Annotated in this window: 13 protein-coding genes and 1 pseudogene; 7 read left to right on the top strand and 7 right to left on the bottom strand. The window is 61.4% G+C overall.

Features of this window, described 5'->3' with window-relative positions:
- The first annotated feature begins 153 nt into the window (after positions 1–153).
- From BM536_RS36985 to BM536_RS36975, 3 genes are all read left to right on the top strand, one after another.
- Positions 154–903: an IS5/IS1182 family transposase gene (locus BM536_RS36985; RefSeq protein ID WP_073495458.1), complete on the top strand. Its 750-nt coding sequence runs from the start codon at positions 154–156 to the stop codon at positions 901–903.
- Positions 904–1639: 736 nt separating this feature from the next.
- Positions 1640–4234, top strand: coding sequence for a TIGR03767 family metallophosphoesterase (locus BM536_RS36980; RefSeq protein WP_158086580.1), 2595 nt, complete (start codon positions 1640–1642; stop codon positions 4232–4234).
- A gap of 862 nt (positions 4235–5096) precedes the next feature.
- On the top strand, positions 5097–5723 hold the full coding sequence (locus BM536_RS36975) for a GNAT family N-acetyltransferase (protein ID WP_073495452.1): 627 nt from the start codon (positions 5097–5099) through the stop codon (positions 5721–5723).
- Here BM536_RS36975 and BM536_RS45125 read toward each other — a convergent pair.
- From BM536_RS45125 to BM536_RS36950, 6 genes and pseudogenes are all read right to left on the bottom strand, one after another.
- Positions 5698–5910, bottom strand: coding sequence for a transposase (locus tag BM536_RS45125; RefSeq protein ID WP_073495449.1), 213 nt, complete (start codon positions 5908–5910; stop codon positions 5698–5700). The genes BM536_RS36975 and BM536_RS45125 overlap by 26 nt on opposite strands.
- Positions 5911–6180: 270 nt before the next feature.
- Positions 6181–6615: an IS110 family transposase gene (locus tag BM536_RS36965; protein ID WP_281258617.1), complete on the bottom strand. Its 435-nt coding sequence runs from the start codon at positions 6613–6615 to the stop codon at positions 6181–6183.
- Positions 6616–6888: 273 nt separating this feature from the next.
- Positions 6889–6999 (bottom strand): annotated as a pseudogene (locus BM536_RS40025) (IS5/IS1182 family transposase); the annotation flags it as partial.
- Between the two features lie 71 nt (positions 7000–7070).
- Positions 7071–7649 carry a hypothetical protein gene (locus tag BM536_RS36960; RefSeq protein ID WP_073495444.1) on the bottom strand — a complete coding sequence of 193 codons (579 nt, stop codon included), beginning with the start codon at positions 7647–7649 and terminating at the stop codon, positions 7071–7073.
- On the bottom strand, positions 7642–9546 hold the full coding sequence (locus tag BM536_RS36955) for a hypothetical protein (RefSeq protein ID WP_143651078.1): 1905 nt from the start codon (positions 9544–9546) through the stop codon (positions 7642–7644). The genes BM536_RS36960 and BM536_RS36955 overlap by 8 nt, the downstream gene beginning before the upstream one ends.
- A 321-nt stretch (positions 9547–9867) precedes the next feature.
- Positions 9868–10710 (bottom strand): IS5 family transposase, encoded by an 843-nt coding sequence (locus BM536_RS36950; protein ID WP_073495438.1) that lies wholly within the window; start codon positions 10708–10710, stop codon positions 9868–9870.
- A gap of 861 nt (positions 10711–11571) precedes the next feature.
- Here BM536_RS36950 and BM536_RS36945 point away from each other — a divergent pair.
- From BM536_RS36945 to BM536_RS36930, 4 genes are all read left to right on the top strand, one after another.
- Positions 11572–11814: a hypothetical protein gene (locus tag BM536_RS36945; RefSeq protein WP_143651077.1), complete on the top strand. Its 243-nt coding sequence runs from the start codon at positions 11572–11574 to the stop codon at positions 11812–11814.
- A gap of 712 nt (positions 11815–12526) precedes the next feature.
- Positions 12527–15103, top strand: coding sequence for a helix-turn-helix transcriptional regulator (locus BM536_RS36940; RefSeq protein ID WP_079275080.1), 2577 nt, complete (start codon positions 12527–12529; stop codon positions 15101–15103).
- Between the two features lie 110 nt (positions 15104–15213).
- A complete protein-coding gene (locus BM536_RS36935) occupies positions 15214–15504 on the top strand; it encodes a WhiB family transcriptional regulator (protein WP_073495429.1) in 291 nt (96 codons plus the stop codon).
- Between the two features lie 176 nt (positions 15505–15680).
- Positions 15681–16169 carry a DUF1877 family protein gene (locus tag BM536_RS36930; RefSeq protein WP_073495426.1) on the top strand — a complete coding sequence of 163 codons (489 nt, stop codon included), beginning with the start codon at positions 15681–15683 and terminating at the stop codon, positions 16167–16169.
- Positions 16170–16426: 257 nt separating this feature from the next.
- Here the strand turns inward: BM536_RS36930 and BM536_RS40530 are convergent, their stop codons facing one another.
- Positions 16427–16615, bottom strand: coding sequence for a hypothetical protein (locus tag BM536_RS40530; protein WP_143651076.1), 189 nt, complete (start codon positions 16613–16615; stop codon positions 16427–16429).
- Positions 16616–17782: the final 1167 nt, after the last annotated feature.

The following is a 17782-nucleotide window of genomic DNA, read 5'->3' as shown; positions in this document are numbered from 1 at the left end:
GCTTCCCACCTGGCACTACTTCCTCTGGAACCTCACGTCCCAGTCTCCAGGTGTCCAACATCAAGGGGAAGCTTCAGGTGTGCGCAACGCACGAGGCTCCCGTGCCGTTGGGGGAGGTGTTCGACGTCTCAACCCACAGGCACAGGAGCCGCGTTGGTTCCCCATCCTGCCGCACTCGACCTGCCCCACGCCCTGGTCGAGTGGGTCACCATGCTCATCGTCACCCGCGAGGGTGACCGCCGTTGCAAACTCCCGCCGCACCAGCGTGCGCTCGTCGGCCTGGTGTACCTGCGCCGGCATGACACCCTCGCGCAGATCGCCGTCGGCTTCGGCATCTCGGTGGGCACCGCCCACGCCTACACCACGGCGGTCGTCGACCTGCTCGCCGACCGTGCGCCCGGCCTGCTGCGGGCCCTGCGCGAAGCCGACGCCGACTACGTCCTGCTCGACGGCACCCTGGCGGAGTGCGACCGGGTCGGCGACGGGCGGGCCGACTATTCCCACAAGCACCGCCGGCACGGAGTGAACGTGCAGGTGGTGACCGACCCGGGCGGACGGCTGCTGTGGCTCTCGCCCGCCCTGCCCGGCCGTGCCCACGACCTGACCGCGGCCCGCACCCACCGGATCATCCGGATCTGCGAACGGCAAGGCGTCCCCATCCTCGCCGACCGCGCCTACATGGGAGCCGGCCCGTGGGTGACGACGCCCCTCAGACGCCCGCCGGGCCGCGACCTCACGCCAACACAGCAAACCGTCAACCGGGCGCTGTCCGCAGCCCGGGCACCGGTCGAACGCGGCGTCTCACGGCTCAAGTCGTGGCGGATCTTCCGCAGGTCCCGGTGCAGCCCGAATCGAATGTCGTCAATCGCCAAAGCCATCCTCACCCTGGAGCGGCAACGCTGAAAAGGCTCACTGATCGAGTAGTGCACGGGCGAGGAGACTGGCAGAGCAACGGACGAAGCTCCCCGGCCGTCGAACCGGACTCCGACAGGTTACGTAGCTCGACGACCTCGAGCACCCTCCAGCACAGGTCTTCTGGCGGCAGCCTCCTTGGGGACGGTCAAAGAGCGGCGCTTTGTTCGGTTCCGAGGAGCAACCATGCGATAGCTGCCGGCCTGCCTGGGCCAAGAACCGAGACCCTGCCCAGGCCCAGACGGTCGGCGGACGAAAGAACCCCGGCCCCACACCCCACGGCGTGCCCACACCTTTGCAAATCAGCAACGGCGCAACAGTGAACGAGGATGTCAACCGCCCCCTTAGCCACGCCGCCCAGTTCAAGATCAAGTATGGGCGGGATGGCGTCAGTCGACCTCTGTCTGGCAGTCCACTCGCCCGTTTGACCTTCGCTCCATCCGTCGTCGCCTCTACCGATGTGACTCGTGATCATTCTTTAAGTCAAAACCGATCACTGAAGAGCCCTGGCGCGCCCTCTTCATGATCATTTCGCTGCCGGGCTACGGCTGAGTAGTTTCATCTCCTGCCAACACCCGGCTCGTTGGGTATTTTGACAACCGCGGGTAAAGCACTACACGCGCGACCAATGGAGAGCTGAATGCCGATATCACGACGTCGCCTTATCGCAACGGGCGGAGTGGGTTTAGTACTTTCAATGGATCCACTGGGTATCGTACGTGGCGCCATGGGGCAGAAGGCACAGGCAGCATCTTCTTTGCCGAGCACTTTTGCAACGGGTACCACGCTGGCCGCCACAGTCAAGATGGGCAGCCCGGATGCGGCAGGCTACAAGAAAGTAGTGGCAGCGCCAGCCGAACCGCACATAGTGCGCGCCGTATTTTCTAGCAGGCGCTCCACTACTTCCGGAAAGCGACCGCTAATTGCTTTCGGACAGATGAGTGACCTTCACATCATCGATGATCAGTCACCGATGCGTGTCGAGTTCCTCGACCCTTACGCCGACGCAGGGCCGCCACACTTTGCTTCCTATCCGACCGGTGGATCTTATCGGCCGCAGGAAATGCTTTCGACCCATATGACAGATGCTCTCTGCCGTGCGCTCAAGAATATTTCCCTGAGCGCACCCGCCACTGGTCTCCCCATGTCCTTCACTCTGGTGACCGGTGACATGATCGACAACTGTCAGCTAAACGAGACCCGCTGGTATATCGACTTGCTCGATGGGCAGCAAGTTACGCCCAACTCCGGAGGTGTTCTCGATGAGAGCGTCTCCGGAGGAAACATCGGGATGGATAAGCGCTATTACCACCCGAGTAGTAAGAAATTCGAGGAAGAACACAACGGCTTAGACCGGTACTTCGACCGCGGCTTCCCTGACCTTCCACGACTCGTTACCAACGCTCGGCGCACCTTCCAAGCAACGGGCCTAGGAATGCCGTGGTATGCCGCATACGGTAACCACGACGCCAGCATTCAGGGAAACATCGGCCAGCAGGCCTGGTGGGGCAATGAGGTTGAATGGTTTGACGGTCGCAACCTCAAGGAAATTGCGACCGGAGATATGAAGCCTGCTGATTTCGGTGGAGGCAGGCCGCCGGACAACCTCTATGATGCCGACTTCACTTCCTTCCTCGACCTCTGGCCTGCGTTCACCAGGGTGGGGGTGAGCCCCGATTGGATGCGGAAGCCGATTTCTAGGCAGGAATTCATCCAACAACATTTTAACACGCACGGGTTACCTGCCGGACACGGGTTCTCGCGTGACAGCAGCAATGCATATTACGAAATACCGACCGGTGAAGACGATCTGTTTCGTTTCCTAGCTCTCGACACCACTAAGCCGGAGGGCTATGGCGCCGACGGCTCAGTCTCGAGCGCCCAGATGACGTGGCTGCACCAACGACTGCGTGCACACAGCACCACTTACATGACTATCCAGTGGGACCTGTCCAACCCCTTCCGTAAAGTTGTTCAGCGCAACGTTGTCGACAAGATGTTCGTGATCTACTGTCACCACACGCTGGACAGCATTGACAACGGCACTGATCTCAAGAACCTGCTGCTCTCTTACCCCAACGTGATCATGCTCGTGAACGGGCACACCCACAGAAATAAGATCAATGCCTGGGGTAGAGGCCTGGACCATCTCATGGGCCCAGGTGGATTCTATGAGGTGACTACGGCGTCTCACATCGACTGGCCGATCCAGAATCGGGTCGTCGAAGTGGCAGAGGCCGCAGGAGTGCTATCGATCTACACCACGATGATCGACGCTGATGCACCCCTGGACCACGAAATGGACACCGGCTCTCCAGCACGTCTCGCTGCACTGGGTAGAGAACTTGCAGGCAACGATATCCATGCAGACCTGACCCGCACCGGATTTGCAGCTGACCGGAACGCCGAGCTCCTTATGCCGACACCGTTCCCCCTCACCCAGTACGGCTCGCCTGTTGCTGCAGCCCGTAACAAGGAAGGCAACATCGACTTCTTTGCAACGAATACTGCAAACGAGGTATTGCGCGCTAGGAAGAGCTCCAGTGGCATGACTCCCTGGGCAAAGTTCGACGGATCTCTCGTCTCAGTCGCTGCCACGACATCTCCCGCTGAGCGGGTACACCTGTTCGGCATCAACCACCTCGGCGAGATCTACACGCGCAGGCAAAACGACGCCAATGTCTGGAGTGCCTGGAGCCCGCTTGATGGCCAGCTGTCCTCGATCGCAGCCGCACGCAACGGTGACGGCAGCGGAACGGACACCGACGGCCGCATCCAGATTTTCGGGACGAACACCAAGGGCCAGATCTGGCACCGGTCGCAGGTGTCGGCCTCGAGCACGGACTGGTCCCCCTGGGCCAGTTTGGATGGCGAACTGTGTCAGGTGGCCTGTACTAACCTGGCCGATGGCCGGATCGTTCTGTTCGGCATTAACGCTGCCGGCACTGTCTGGCACAGGTGGCAGCAGGGGGGCAGCTGGTCAGCCTGGGCGGAGATCCCCGGCATTCAGTTGGACTCCATCTCCGCTGCCCGTAACGCCGACGGGCGCCTGGAGGTCTTCGGTACGGATCGGGCCGGGGATGCCTACCATGCTTGGCACATCAGTCCTACAACTACGGAGTGGTCTTCGTGGGCCAAGTTCACGGGTGTCGAGCCACTCAGCCACATCGCGGCCACGATGCAGAGTAACGGCTTAATCCAACTTGTGGCGAGCAATCGGTGGCGCCGTGAAGTCGGTGGGTACTCCGTGAAGGTACTAAGTCGCACCCAGCTCGCCGGCGGAGGCTGGAACGACTGGGTAGCTCTCGCTGATCCACGTTGAGTTGACCCGCTAGAGCCCGTATTCAAACCGATCCTGCCGAGCAGAAATGACACGAGGCTGACCGCTACTTCCTATGAGGTGGCGGTCTTCCGTCTCTGAAAGCCATTTCGCGCAAGCCTTTGCGGCGCGGACGCTCGGGGCGACTGATGCGGCAGTTCGAGCGGCTACTGAAGGCTGTGCCCAGGGACGAGGGCCGGGTGCTGCAGGCGGCCACGTATCGGCGCAGGGATCTCACGTTGCGGCAGCAGGTCCCGCCGGCACATCCGCCACATAACGACGCTGTTCACATCGTTGACTGCCCTTCCGGTGCCACCCACGGACGCAGCGTCGCCCCGTCCAACAGCCCCTGATCCGGCTCGATGCCCCTCGGCGTTCCCTGCAACACCTCGAGCTTCCCGACCAGGGTCGTGTTCTATGACTCAAGCCGTCCAGACGGTCGTCGTCCCCTGCGCCGACGCACCGCCAGATGAAATCAGTCCACCGGCATCGGATTGGCCATGTATCAAGACGAGTCCACAAGGGCTCAATGGTATTGCCAGTCCAGCGACTATAGAGGGCCGCCCATTGTCTCGGGCAATCCACCAGGAGGCAGGCTGTTTCGCCCTGCATGCAGCCCAAGGTGACCTGTTCAGTCTCTCGGAGCGTTCGCATCAAATGATGCAACGTCGTCACGATGCCGTCACGCCTGGACTTGCCGTCATTGATTTCCGATCGTCACATCCGTGATCGACTTCCAGTGTTTGGTAATACTCTCGTCAAGCGTGCTCGACTTGTCGGCTGTAGCCCATCGTTCTTCTTTGGCGGCGACTCCCGACTCAGCACCATAAGCCCTTGAAATATATGTAGACACCTGGAAGGCGCGATGAACATAGACAATAATAAGACAGCCTCCGGTCATCCCTACGTCCGTGCTTCAACGCCCGCGGACGTTGAGGCAATAGTCGACACCATGACCACGGCTTTCATCAATGACCCGCTTTGGGGCCCAGCGTTTCCAAACGTTCACTGTCGCGCGGAGCAAGCGTCATCGTTGTGGAGATTGGCCGTAAATTCGTCTCTGCGGTATCCCTGGATGCTGGTGACAGACAACGTCGAGGCTGCTGCTCTCTGGATACCGCCAGGTGGACGCGAGTTATCCCTCGAAGAGGAGAGCAAATTTGAAGAATTCCTGGTAAATATCAGCAACCGGGCGGTCGCCGACGGCATAATGAACATATTTGATAAGTTGGAAGAGGTGCATCCGAGTGAACCGCACTTCTATCTGAGCCTGCTTGGAACACACAGCGACCACCGCGGACGTGGATTCGGTATGGGACTGCTAAAGGAAAACCTGACGCGCATCGACGCCTTGGGTGCCCCGGCCTACCTGGAGTCCAGCAACCCGGCTAATAACAAGCGGTACGCAAGCCTGGGCTTTACAGTCCGCGACGCCATAACCATGGCATCTGGCCACGTGGTGACAACTATGTGGCGTCCCGAACATGCTTGATCCAGTTCTCTACAACCTTGGAGACGGGGCAATATCGGGCGGTGACTTGAGCGGACATAGAGAAGACCAGGCGATGCAAGTAGCGACGAGGTCGGCGCATATTGCTGCTCATCTGTGCCGAGTCCTTCGGGATGGGCGCCAGGCCGGCAACACCGGCGAGATGGTCGGAGGTGCCGAACACGCGCATGTCGCCGCCAGTGTGGTGAGGAACTCGGCGCCAAGGACGGGGCCGAAGCCCGGCATGCTCAAGATGACCCGACGTGCGGGTGGTCGCGGAACCGGCTCTCGACCAGGGCGTCGGTCTCGGTGATCTCCTCGTACAGGGCCATCAGTTCCCTCGCCAGCCTGGCCACTACGACCGCTGCCCTCTTCTGTCGGGGAACGGCGTGTGCTGAGCCTCGGGGGCCCTCGTCAGCGGTGGCTGCGACGAGCCTGTAGTTGCGGACCTTGCGGTTCCTCAACCAGACAGGCAGACGGTTCCGTGCCAGCCCGACGCAGGCCGGCTGGCATCTGGTACCCAGTCAGCAGGACGAAAGACGCCCTCGAAGTGTTGCATTCGAAGGCTCGCTCCAGCTGCTGGGAAGTATCCCAGCAGCTGGGCCTGCATCCAGTTGATCGCCCTCGTACGGTCCCCGGCCAGGTCCAGGCGGCGAGAGACGAGGATGCGCAAGTCCATGGCGAAGGCGTTGCCGCGGTGCAGCGGCTGGAGATCGCAGCGCATGTGGGCCTGGACCACGATGATGAAAGCATCCTTCGCACCGCTCTTCGCATCTCCCTGGTAGGAGGCGGATGCGTGGTGGACGGTGCGGCCGGGGATGGAGAGGATCTGCTGCCCGTTGTCGGTGAGGAGTGCAGTCATGAGCGCGGCCCCGCTGGATGGCGGCGGCGCCAGCGACGACTGTGCGCGCTGCTGCGTCGAAAGTGGCGCAACCCGGCGATCCGGTCCGCCAGCCCCAGCTGGGACTCTTCCGACGCGGCCAGCCCAACCGCATAAGGGCCGGCCAAATCGAGGTAGTCAAGTAGAGGTGGCACCACGCGAGTACTTCACGCCTGCCGCTCTGAACTGACGCCGGGTTGGCGGCAGCGGGGCGGTGACAGACCGGCAACGGATGCGCGTTGAAACTGGTGGATGAAAGCAAAGAGGCCGCGCAGATAGGGGGGCCGCTCAAAGCCGACGTTGGGGCCGGGTGTTGCAGTAGTGGGTGGTCCAGGCTCGGCGGACCAGGTTACGGATGGTGATGATCGTGTCGGCGAGGCCGAAGAGGGCGTCGATGACGGCGGTGAGGGAACACAAGGACGTCGCTGGCCAGCCAAGCGCCGGGTCGAGCACGATCTTTGCGGCTGGGGTTAGGGAGAGGAGTTCGGGGCTGAGTCGGCGAACTGCTCAGCGTAGTGGTCACGCCACTCCTCTAGGCCGGGGTTGGCTGGGTCCTCCCGGTCCGCGAGAAGGCGGTGCGCGGTGGCTGCCGGCATCATCGAGATGGCGCGCAGGGCGATCAGGCGCAGCCACGGCTCGTCGCTGTCCAGTGCTAGGGCGACGCACTGTTCGAGCTTGGGGACGGTGACCTCGCGGTGGATCGCGGCGGCGGAGGCGAGGCCGAGCAGGGCATCGGCTCGGTCGCCCGGCGAGGAGGCGTCCAGAAAGCGGGCGGTGAGTTCCGTGGGAGTCTGGAGCGGGCAGGCGGCGTCCAGCATCGCGACCAGGTCAGTGCGACCGTCGTCGACTGAGACGACGACGTGCCCGAACACCGTCTGTGAGCAGAGTCCGGCGGTGCTTCCCTGGGGCGTTATCACGGTACGGGACCGCCCGCCGTGGAACTCCCACGGCCACTCATGCGCAACGCCTTCGATGGCGGTGAACGCTTCGACCAGCGCCCTCTCACATGTACGCGATCCGACGCCGATCCAGGGGGTGTGTTCAGGCATTGTCCGTCTCCTCGCCGTCTTCGCTGTCTTCTTCGTCGTCGTACGGATCGCTGACGCGCATCAGGGACGCGAATGGTCCGAACTGGAGGTCCTCATCCAGTCTCGGGTGACCGGAGAGCCGTCCGAGCAGGAAACCGAGACGCCCGTACACCCGTGCTACCTCCACTGGGGTGAGGGTGTCGGGCAGGGCCGCCAGGCACGCGTCCAACTCAAGCGAGTCGTGCAGCAGCGCGGCGAGGGCCGACAATCGCCAGTAGTCCTCAGATGGCAGGTCGGGGGTGATCGAGGCCCGGAGCTCGTCGACGGTGTCCATGTCGTCGCTGAAGTGCATGACCACGCCATAGCAGTCCAGCGGCAGGTCGTCGGGAAGCGCGGTCCCGAAGCGCTCGTTCAGCCGGGTGACGTGCCCGGGGTGGGGGCTGGGGCGATAGCGGACGTCGACGACGTAGCCCGAGTGGTGTTCCTCGATTGTCACTATGGAGCGGCTCCAGCGGGTGCGGTATGACTCGGCGGCCGGGCGCGCGGTGCTGTGGCCGCCCCCTGACTGGTTGGCGAACAGCGCGTCCATGCCCCCGCGGTCGACGAAGTCCACATGCGGGTCCTCGGCCTGCTCGCTGCCCCAGCCGATGGCTTCGAGGAAGGGTGAGCAGACCGCGACCCGCCCGAAGGTGTGGTGGTCCATTGGTTCGAGGGTGCCGTGGTATGGGCTCGGCACCTGGGGCCACCCCACGTGCAGGCGCAACCGTCGCGGCAGGTCACGTACATGCGGCGCGTCGGCGGCGAATTCGGGCCGGTAGGGCGCCAGGCCCGCACACAAGGCCGCTGGTTCACTGGAGAGTTCCGGCCATAGGAACGCCGGAATCCGGGTGCTCAGGCACAGCCAGAGTCGCCCGGGCCGCTCGGGGTGCACGTAAAGCCATGCGCTGCATCCCTCGCCGTAGACCGTGCGGGCGGCTCGAACCCCTACCTCTGCGACCGGCACGAATGAAACCGAGTCCCCCAGCGCGTTCCACATCTGCCGTCCCGGAAGCACACCCAGCGGCGCCTCCGGCCCCTTCTCCAGGGAGTCCGCTGCGGCCTGCGACTGTTCCTGGCTGAGGAACCACACTCCGCGCTCGGCCAGTGCCGGGTCGTTGGCGAGCCGGGCCAGGTCGCGGGGCAGCCAGTCCAGGCGTCGCGTGTTCTGGGCGACGAGTGCTGATCCGCGGCCGGGCGAAAGCCGGGTGATCACCTCCAGATGCGGGGCGATCTTCGACGGCTCGCCGACGTCGAGCCAGGCACGCACCGCCGCGAGTCGCATCTCGACCTCCTCGCGGGTGGCCCACTCCTCCAGCCGCTGTTCGATCGTTTCGGCTGCCTCTCGGGCCCGGCCTGCGCGGCGCAGCCAGTAGGCGTGGCGCAGCATGCGCCACTCCGCGCGGTCGTCGCCGTGCTCGGCGGCGATCAGGGCCAGCCCCTCGTCGAATCGGCCGAGGGCGCACAGGACTTCCCCGCGAACATGGCTTCTGGGGGCCAGCTCGAGTGCGGCCTCGAGCGCGTCGGCCTTCGCCAGGGCCAGCGCCCGCCAGTACCTCAGCGGCTTATGTCGGCTGTCGTCTTCCGGCACCCGGGCCCATAGGGCCGCAGCTTCCGACCACGCGCCGTTCCGGAACGCCACAGCCCCTGCGATCGCGAGATAGAACGGCGACGACGACTTCTGCGCGGAAGGCGGCGGGTCCCATGGAGCGCTGTCGAGGATCGCCGCCGCTATCTTCGCGTCCTCGATCGTTTCCTTCTCCGGCGGAAGGCACAGGGCCGGCGCCGACGCCGAAGCCCTGGGAGGTTCGGGTCCTAAATCTGCGCCCACGTCTCTTCTCTTCTTCGTGCAGGCTGTCGGCCGTCCGAGCGGGACGTCCAATGCTGTTCACCGCCCTCCTGGTCAGTGAATCGCAGGAGAGGCTGCTCGGATGCTATCCGAGGTGCCCGATCACGCTTACCCGGGATGACATTCCGCCGAGCACGGCTCACCGCAGTCACTGGCCCAATCCGGTCACTGGACGCGGACCAGTACCGCCGTCTTGCTGACGTCCGTGCTCACCGTAGTCGGCATCTCGAGTGACGAGGTATCACTGCTGGACGAGATCGTCCGCGAGGAGCGCGAGGCGAATGCTGGCCGCTGTGCTGGAGAGCGAAGTCGACTCCAAGATCTCCGAGTAGATGCTGGGCAGGTAGTGCGTCGTCATGGTCGGTGTTGGGGGCGGCTCTTCCAACGATGGGTGGTCCAGGCGCGGCGGATCATGCTGCGGACGGTGATGATCGTGTCGGCGAGGTCGAAGAAGGCGTCGATGACGGTCCTGCGGCGCTCGTAGCAGCGGGCGAGGCGGTGGAAGGCGTTCTGCCAGGCGTGGGTGCGCTCGACGTGCCAACGCTGACTGGCCTGGATGGGCGCCTTCTCCCCTTTGCGCGCGATGCGTCCGTGCAGGCCGCGTTCGCTGAGCAGGGCACGGGTGGTGTCGGAGTCGTAGCCGGCGTCCAGGTGCACGGTGATGTCGTCGGGCATCGGCCCCAGATCGTCCAGGCGGTCCAGGGTCGGAGCCAGCAAGGGGGAATCGTGACGGTTGGCGCCGGCCAGGACCCGTCCCAGCGGACTGCCGTATCCGTGCGTCATACCTGAGCGTTTCAGGCCCTGCTTGCCTCGGTCGACCGGGGAGCACCCGGCGACCTCACCGCCCCCGGGCGCCTTCGTGATGGCACCGTCCACAGCGATCTGATCCAGGACGAGCCCGACGATCCGGTCGTAGGACTCGAGCCCGATCCGCTTCACTTCGGCGAAGACGCCCAGCCGTATCCACTCATCGCGGCGGGTGCGGATCGTGGTGGCCGAACAGGTCGTGTCGGCGATCGCCTCGTAAGAGCAGCCGAACCGCAGCAGCTGCAGCAGTTTGTCGAAGACGACCCGATCGCTGATACGCCGACGGTGACAGCCGAGTGGATGATCCGGATGGAACTGCGGCCGCTCGGGAAGCAGAGCGTCGAACTGACCCCACAGCGGCTCGGTCAGCCACGATGACAGAACGGGCACAGGTCCTCCATGATCACAGAACGTCGCAACTCCATGATCACCGGGCTCTGGGCCCGTTCTACTGCCGGGGCTCGCAGCCGCGCCTATCTGAGCGGCCTCTAAGGGGCGACAGCTTGCCGCTCCCCGTTCTCATAAATGACGGCACCCTCGCGTGATCAACGCACCACCCGCGGATGATCACGTAGTCGGGGAGGCACAGGGGCGTGACTATGGGTTCTCGTCGGTTCAAAAGGACGAGGTTCGGAGACGCTGGTGTGAAGGGTGATCGGGCGGGGACTTGGAGCGCCGATGCACCACGCTTCCCGGGGCTCGGTATCAGAGCCGCGACATCCGCCTCACCCTGCAGCACCCCGAGCGGCATCTGACCGTTGCGGAGATATGCGGACCTCCGCACGTTCAAGGTCTACGCTGACCTCCTGAACACCTGTCGATGCGCTGACCGATTGAGCTCGCCAACCTTGCCGGAGCAAGAATGACAGCGGGCCGTCGGACTCCTGTTGATCTTCAATCGGTTCTCGTAACCCGCTCTCACGCGTAGGCGCATCAGTCTCGCCGTGCATTGTGCGAAGGTCCAGGGCCATGACGGTGCCTCAAGGCTCCTCAGCGACTGACGCAGACGAGGTCGAGCGTCACCTGTGTCCGCTTCGGCGTCCAACCAGGCTCGCCCTACCGAACGCGCGCCGGCGCGTATAACACCGGCCGGTTCACAAAGGCGCCCCGCCGGAAACGGCGATGCGCCTACCCACCCCGGCCGATCGCGGACTGGGGTAACCGTGGCGTCCCCGGCCCACCGCCGCCGACCCCGTCGTCGAGGACACCCCGGGCGCGGACATGCCCATCGGCTAGGCACGCTGCTTGCACTTGAGCCAGGAACTCGACTCCCCGCTCGGCGCGCTCACCGCGCACTGCATCCGACGGGACAAGATCCTCAGCGAGAAGAGCAACACCCGCAGTCCGCCCAGGTTCGAGGAGGGCACGCTGTACGGCGCGAGAGATAAGGCGCACGACCCGCACTGCCGGTCATCTCATGCGTACGGCCTGGCTCTTCCGCTCGAAGACCCGGCGAGCCAGAACCCGGCAGGTCCAGCCTTGTCGCTCGAGTAGAGGGTGACACCCTGAACAGTGTCACTCTTCTAGAAGCGGCGCTCTATCAGGGTTTTGATCCGAGCGAACGTACAGTCTGGTTCGGTCGGCCACGCGCAACCGGCCTTTGTCCAGCTCCGAGGCTGCCAACAGCACGCTTCGCCGCAGCTGCGAGGCTCGGCACGACGGTCCGTCCTCGCTGCACGTCCTCCGCCAGTGCTACACAGAGCGGGTCGTGACGCGCCACCTCTGGCGAAGTATTCGGGTGCTGGCCCTGCGCTGTCCTTGCACAGCCACACCCGAAACGTGTGACGCTCAGCAAGTCAGTTTGCCGCGTTGGGGTAACCGCGTGGTCGGCGTTCGGAGCGCCGGTGGTCAGCCGTACCGGTACCACGGATTTGAAAGGCATTAATTAGGCAAACTCTTGCGTACTGTGTGGATCATAGATGTGCAGGAAGCGGCAGCCCAAGATGTAATGTTGTAGCGATCTTGATACCGACCTATCACTTGCGCCTACGTGTTGCCATCGATCACTGTTGAATGAGTAGCTCTTACTCATGGTGAACTGCTGCGTAGTTAGCAGGATCAGTCGACGAGCGCTTGTGATTCTCGACGGTTGACCACTGTTGCTTCTGGCCAGGTCTTCGTCTTGATACACATCGGCAAGACGGAATGACACCGCTAACGCCGCCGATACCGGAGCGCCACCTGTCAGGCTACTCCAGGACGATAAATGGTTCACTCGGTACCTGCCTTCCCGCCCGATTTCGTTGGACGGAAGGAAGAGCAGAAGCTGCTTCAGAATATTTTCAGCAACGGAGAGCTAAACGTCATTCTGACCGGACCCACCGGTATCGGAAAAGCGCGGTTGGTGATCGAGACTCTGAAAGGGCTCGGATCTGCTTATCGTACAGTCAGTGTAATTTCGGAGTGGGGTCGGCATTTCCCAGAGAAGGGAGGAATGGCGCAAGTTGTTCAATCGTCTTACGCCAAAAATTGGCTGAACGCGCCCCTTTCCTCGATCCCCTGGCTACTAAAAAGACGCGAAGGATCAAGCAAGAATACAATAGTCTTTCTGGAAGGAGTAAACTTTCTGAGCGACGCGGAAGTTAGCTCGCTTCGAGGGCTGACTGGGCAATATGGCGTAAAGATAGTTTGTACCTTCCATACGGATGCACCAGGCGGCAGGCTGGACTCTATATGGGGGAATTCTCGATTTTCCGTAGTTGAACTTGATCCCTTAGAATCAGAATTTTGTCAACAGATAGCTGAGTCCACGGCAGGCCGGCGCCTGAATTCCGTGGATCTGAGAAGAATCCTCAGCGCAGCAGAGGGTAACCCGCTTCTTGTGCAACAGATGATTGTTGCGGCGTTGAGTGAGGGTATGCAATGGAATCCAGATTCGGATACTTGGAGTCTTCCTGAGAAGCTGCCAATACCGATCAGGGTCAAGCAGCTGGTCGAGAGAAGCTTGCGTGGGCTGGCACCGGAAGACCGGGATCTGCTTGAAATTATTGCCGTAGCAGGAAGCATGCCACTGGAGATGGTCGCGCAACTCAGTACAGCGGTAGGGCTGACTCGCCTGGAAGACATGGAGCTTATCGAGGCGAGCCGTGAAGCCGGCGAGGAACGTCGAGTGCAAATCAAACGACGTATTACTCGAGATTTCATTATGCAGAGCATACCCATGCTGAGACGGGATGCAATCCTAAAGCGGGCAGTTCGACTCTACCGGGGGCACTTCCCGCTTGGCGACGCAGATCTCATAGCGTTAGCGCGTTGGCAAATCGAGGTCGCAGATGCACTGGAGTCCAGTGATGTTGTTGACGCCGCGTGCGCGGCCGAGCGTATCGGTGATTACGCAGCAGCGAGCCATTTTTACGCTACAGCTGTCAGACGGTGGCCGTCGCCGGCGCTAATAGCAGCGTATGCCGTTTCCCTTGTTCACGTCTTTCGGGAGAATGAGGCGACTGGAATTCTGGACCAAGCCAGAGCAATGTTTGGAGATAGTGACCCCCACCTCATTGCTGCATGGGTGCACGTACACATGCTTCGAGGAGATCTGTGCACGGCGTCGAAGCATATCAATGAAGAATTAGGTGAAGGCTATCAGTCGTTTCGAGTGAATTTCTTCAATTCTGCAAACCTGCCCCGCGATGCAGTTGCTGAGTACGCAAGTATAAAAGATCTAGTCACTGAGGAAGATGAAGGTACACGACTAGGTTATTGTGAATCTCTCGTGAGCTCGGGCCGATCTCTCGATGCTCTTACGTTCTTCACGGAAAAGCTCGTCAAGCCGACACCGGCATCTTCCCCCGATAAACCATCTCATAAGGCTTTCCTTTCTCGTGCAGCAATATATGCGGCGTTGGGAAATTTGGACGAGGCGGTGAATCTTGCTGGATCCGCCCATCGAGGAGCGGTTGAGCGAGGCTTCATCTACGCTGAGCCAGCTGCTGCCCTGACTCTCGCACCGGTTCTCTTCGAGCAGGGCCGAGTTCGGGATGTTCTGAAACTGCTGAGATTCCATGATTCCGAAGGCGTCAGTAAACGTCTGCTAGAGCATTCGCAAGCCTGGACTACACTTGCGCATGCGACACTCGGGGAGCAGCTGAGGATTGAAATGACGCCCCCTGGCATGCCGGAACCCAGTGTCTATCCCATGGCTGCTGCGTGGCACAGTTTTCTCAGCGGAAATCTTGATAAAGCGACAGACATCCTGGTGAATGCAGCTGAGGATGCGTGCAGTAGGGGTGCTTTTGCTGATACGGCGAAAATAATTCATGATCTGGGCCGATTGGGCGCCCCAGGCCTGTCCAAAGACTTTTGGGAAATTCCCGTGCAGGGGGAATATCTTAATGCCCGCATTAACTATTCGAAAGCCTTGGCGAACTCGGATGAAAAACTTCTCCATGATGTGACGCGGGTATTTAGAGCATCGAACGCGTTCTTGTTCGTTTCTGAGTCCTATGCGGAATTATCCCGTCTCTACCGTCGCTCGGAACAGAGTCGAGTCGCAGCTAATAGTGCTGTGCAGGCAAAGAAATTTGCGGCTCAATGCCAAGGATCTCAAACGCCTGCACTCTTGCTGATCGATGCCATCGAGCCGCTTAGTGCACGTGAAAGGCAAGTCGTCATGCTGGTCGCCCAAGGGCTGAGCGACCGAGAGATCGCGGATCGACTGGTTATATCCGTCCGTACGGCTGGAAATCATCTGTACCGCATCTATCGGAAGACTGGGGTGTGCAGCCGTCAGGAGCTACGCCAAATAGCGCAGCTGTATGGACGGCAAGATGCCTCGAGAGGCTGACGCGGGAGATCGTGCTCAGGTCACGTGAGCATGCACTACTCATGCGGGTTGGGCTGCATCGTGTCACGATCTCGACACGGTGTGGCCCTTATTGTTACAGGAATGTTTCCATGGAGCTCTTTAGTCCGAATGAAAGACTCAGTAGCTGGATGGGTCGTGCCGCTTGTGCGGACCGGTCCATCGATCCTCTTATCTTCTATCCGCCGATTGGTGGACATGCCAGCGATCAATTGAGCCGCGCTGCCAAACGAATCTGCAGCGGATGCCCAGTTCGTCAAGAATGTCTAGATACTGCGCTTATCCAGGAGGAATCACATGGAGTATGGGGTGGATTGAGCGCTCGCGAGCGCGAGCGTATATTCAAGAAACAACCCCAGTCCGCCCACTCGACTCGCTCCTGATGACGCCAAGGGCCGACGAGGGCAGTGATTTCACGCCATCTGTGTTAATAGCTGACTTTTTCCTTTGCTTAGGTGAGCGAGTAGCCCCTGTCCGAACGCGCATCGCCGCGAGGGGTCGCGCCAGATCGTGGATTATCTGATCGCTTTGCAGCCATGTTGTTTCCTCAGGAGGGTGTATGGGTGTTTTAACCGGATTCCACCGGCTGCCGCCTCACGTGGTCACGGAGCTGGACGCGGACTCCGTGTCATGGTTACTCGGGCAGAGCGATGATGACTCTCCCGGCCTGGCGTTGGGATACCGGGAGGGGGAACATCCACCGCGCTTGGGTGTCGACAAGGCTTGGGAGGACATCCTCAAAGTCCTATATGGCACCGACGAGTACACGGCCAGCGCAGCGCTCGAGAGTGACCTGCGCAAGGACCTGAACAACTGGTGGGAGGTCCGGGTCTACACACCGAACGAGGTCGCGCAAGGTGCAGCTGCTCTGGCAGGCCTCCGGCTAGACGAGATCCGCGCACTAGCTCTCCAACGCGAGCTGACCACCTACCGCGGCGACCCTATCGGCGACTCGATCGACTACGTTCTTCATCACCTGGAGACAGTGATCGAATTCTGGAAAGAGGCCGCGACAGCGGGCGATGGCATCCTCTCCGGCACTGGCTGAGCGCGGCGCTGGAAATTGCACCTAAAGCAGACCGCCATGCTGACGAAGTCGGCAGGTGGACGAGGTCGGTGTGTGGTCATGGTCGCGGTTCGGGCGTTCCTCCCAGCGGTGGGTGGTCCATGGTCGTCGGATCAGGTTGAGCAGGGTAATGAACGTGTCGGCAAGGTCCCAAAATGCGTCGCTGACGATGGTGCGGCACTCACGTAGCAGCGGGCGCCGGGCGAGGTGTTTCGCCAGGCGTACGTGCGCTCCATGTGTCAACGCTGACTGGCCTGGGTGGCGCCTGCTCGTCCATTGCGTGCGATGCAGGCGCGCAGGCCGCGTTCACTGATCAGAGTGCGGGCCTCGACCGAGTCGTAGCCGGCGTCCACGTGCACGGTGATGTCGTTGGGTACCGGCCCCAAAACGCCCACACGGTGCAGGGGAAAGACGAGTAGGGGAGTCATGGCTGCTGGCGTTGGCCAGGACACGACTAGCAAGAATGCCGTATCCGTCCGTAATACCCGGAGGTTTGAACCTCGAAGGCTACGAAAATCCCTTCCTGCATGCCTCCACACTGAGCAACTCACCGAACCAGTCCCTTGTTCAAACCGACACTGCTCGGTGGGAGGGCCGCTCGGGACCTATGGCGTCCGAGGAAGGGCTGAAGCAGCCATGGCGCAGTTACACGACCCATACATGCTGAGGTATGACAGCCTTCCCTGCCATCGAGACCAGGAATACTGGAAGGGGGTGGTCGTTGTTGGCCGAGTGTTTCGTTCGAGCCAGACAACGGACTCATCGAGCGGTGATGAAGCATGGAGTGACGTCCTGTTGAACCGCGTTCATATCGGCGTCAAGCGTCTCAATATGCATTTCTCGTGCTCGCATCACACATGTGGTCAACGCTGCGAAGAATCTCGGAGCGGCGGAGAACAGTTTTCTCCGACTGCTCTGTCACCATGCGTTCGGCGTACGTCCGGAACTACCATCGTGGACGGAGCGGAGGCGTCAGGCTGACATGCTTCTTGCGAGAGGAATGCGCTCTAATAGGTGACCTTTAATGACGGTCACCTATTAGGTGTGAAAAATCAACAAGCCATGAGTAATTTAACAGGTTTAGGCAAGGTGCGCAGGGACACGGGAGGGGACCAGTAAGGCCCTGCGCACCTTAGCAGGAGTCGGTACGCGCTGCGACCGACACTCGAGCCGTATTCACCGGCGAACCTGCCTCCGCTAGCTTATAGGAAATCTCCTCCGTACTCAATCTGTTCAAGATGTAGGCGGATGTTCCTGGGTGGATTTCATCCTTTTGAAGAATCGGTAACAGATCCGACACGGAGTGCTCGTTGTTCCTCGGAAGCTCCCAGCGCACTTTCAGCCGGGAGGTCGTGACAGCTTTCAGTCTTCTCGCGAGCGTCGCGTGCTCACGCGGCCACCGTACCGAGTGCGAAGCCCGGACCGACCTCGTCACTCGCACACCACGCGGGGTGGAGCAGGCGGCCGACGCCGGGCCGGAAGCCCAACAGAACGAGTCCGACGATCATGGAATGGAAATGCGACCACGGGTGCCGGACGTCTGCCGTCTTGGGAGCGACTCTAGTTACCCCGTGTAACAGAAAGTGTAGGCAACT

Source organism: Streptomyces phaeoluteigriseus (genome assembly GCF_001896135.2).
GTDB lineage: Bacteria > Actinomycetota > Actinomycetes > Streptomycetales > Streptomycetaceae > Streptomyces > Streptomyces phaeoluteigriseus.
Note: the sequence above shows the minus strand (reverse complement) of the source record. Positions and strands in the feature narration are given on the sequence as shown.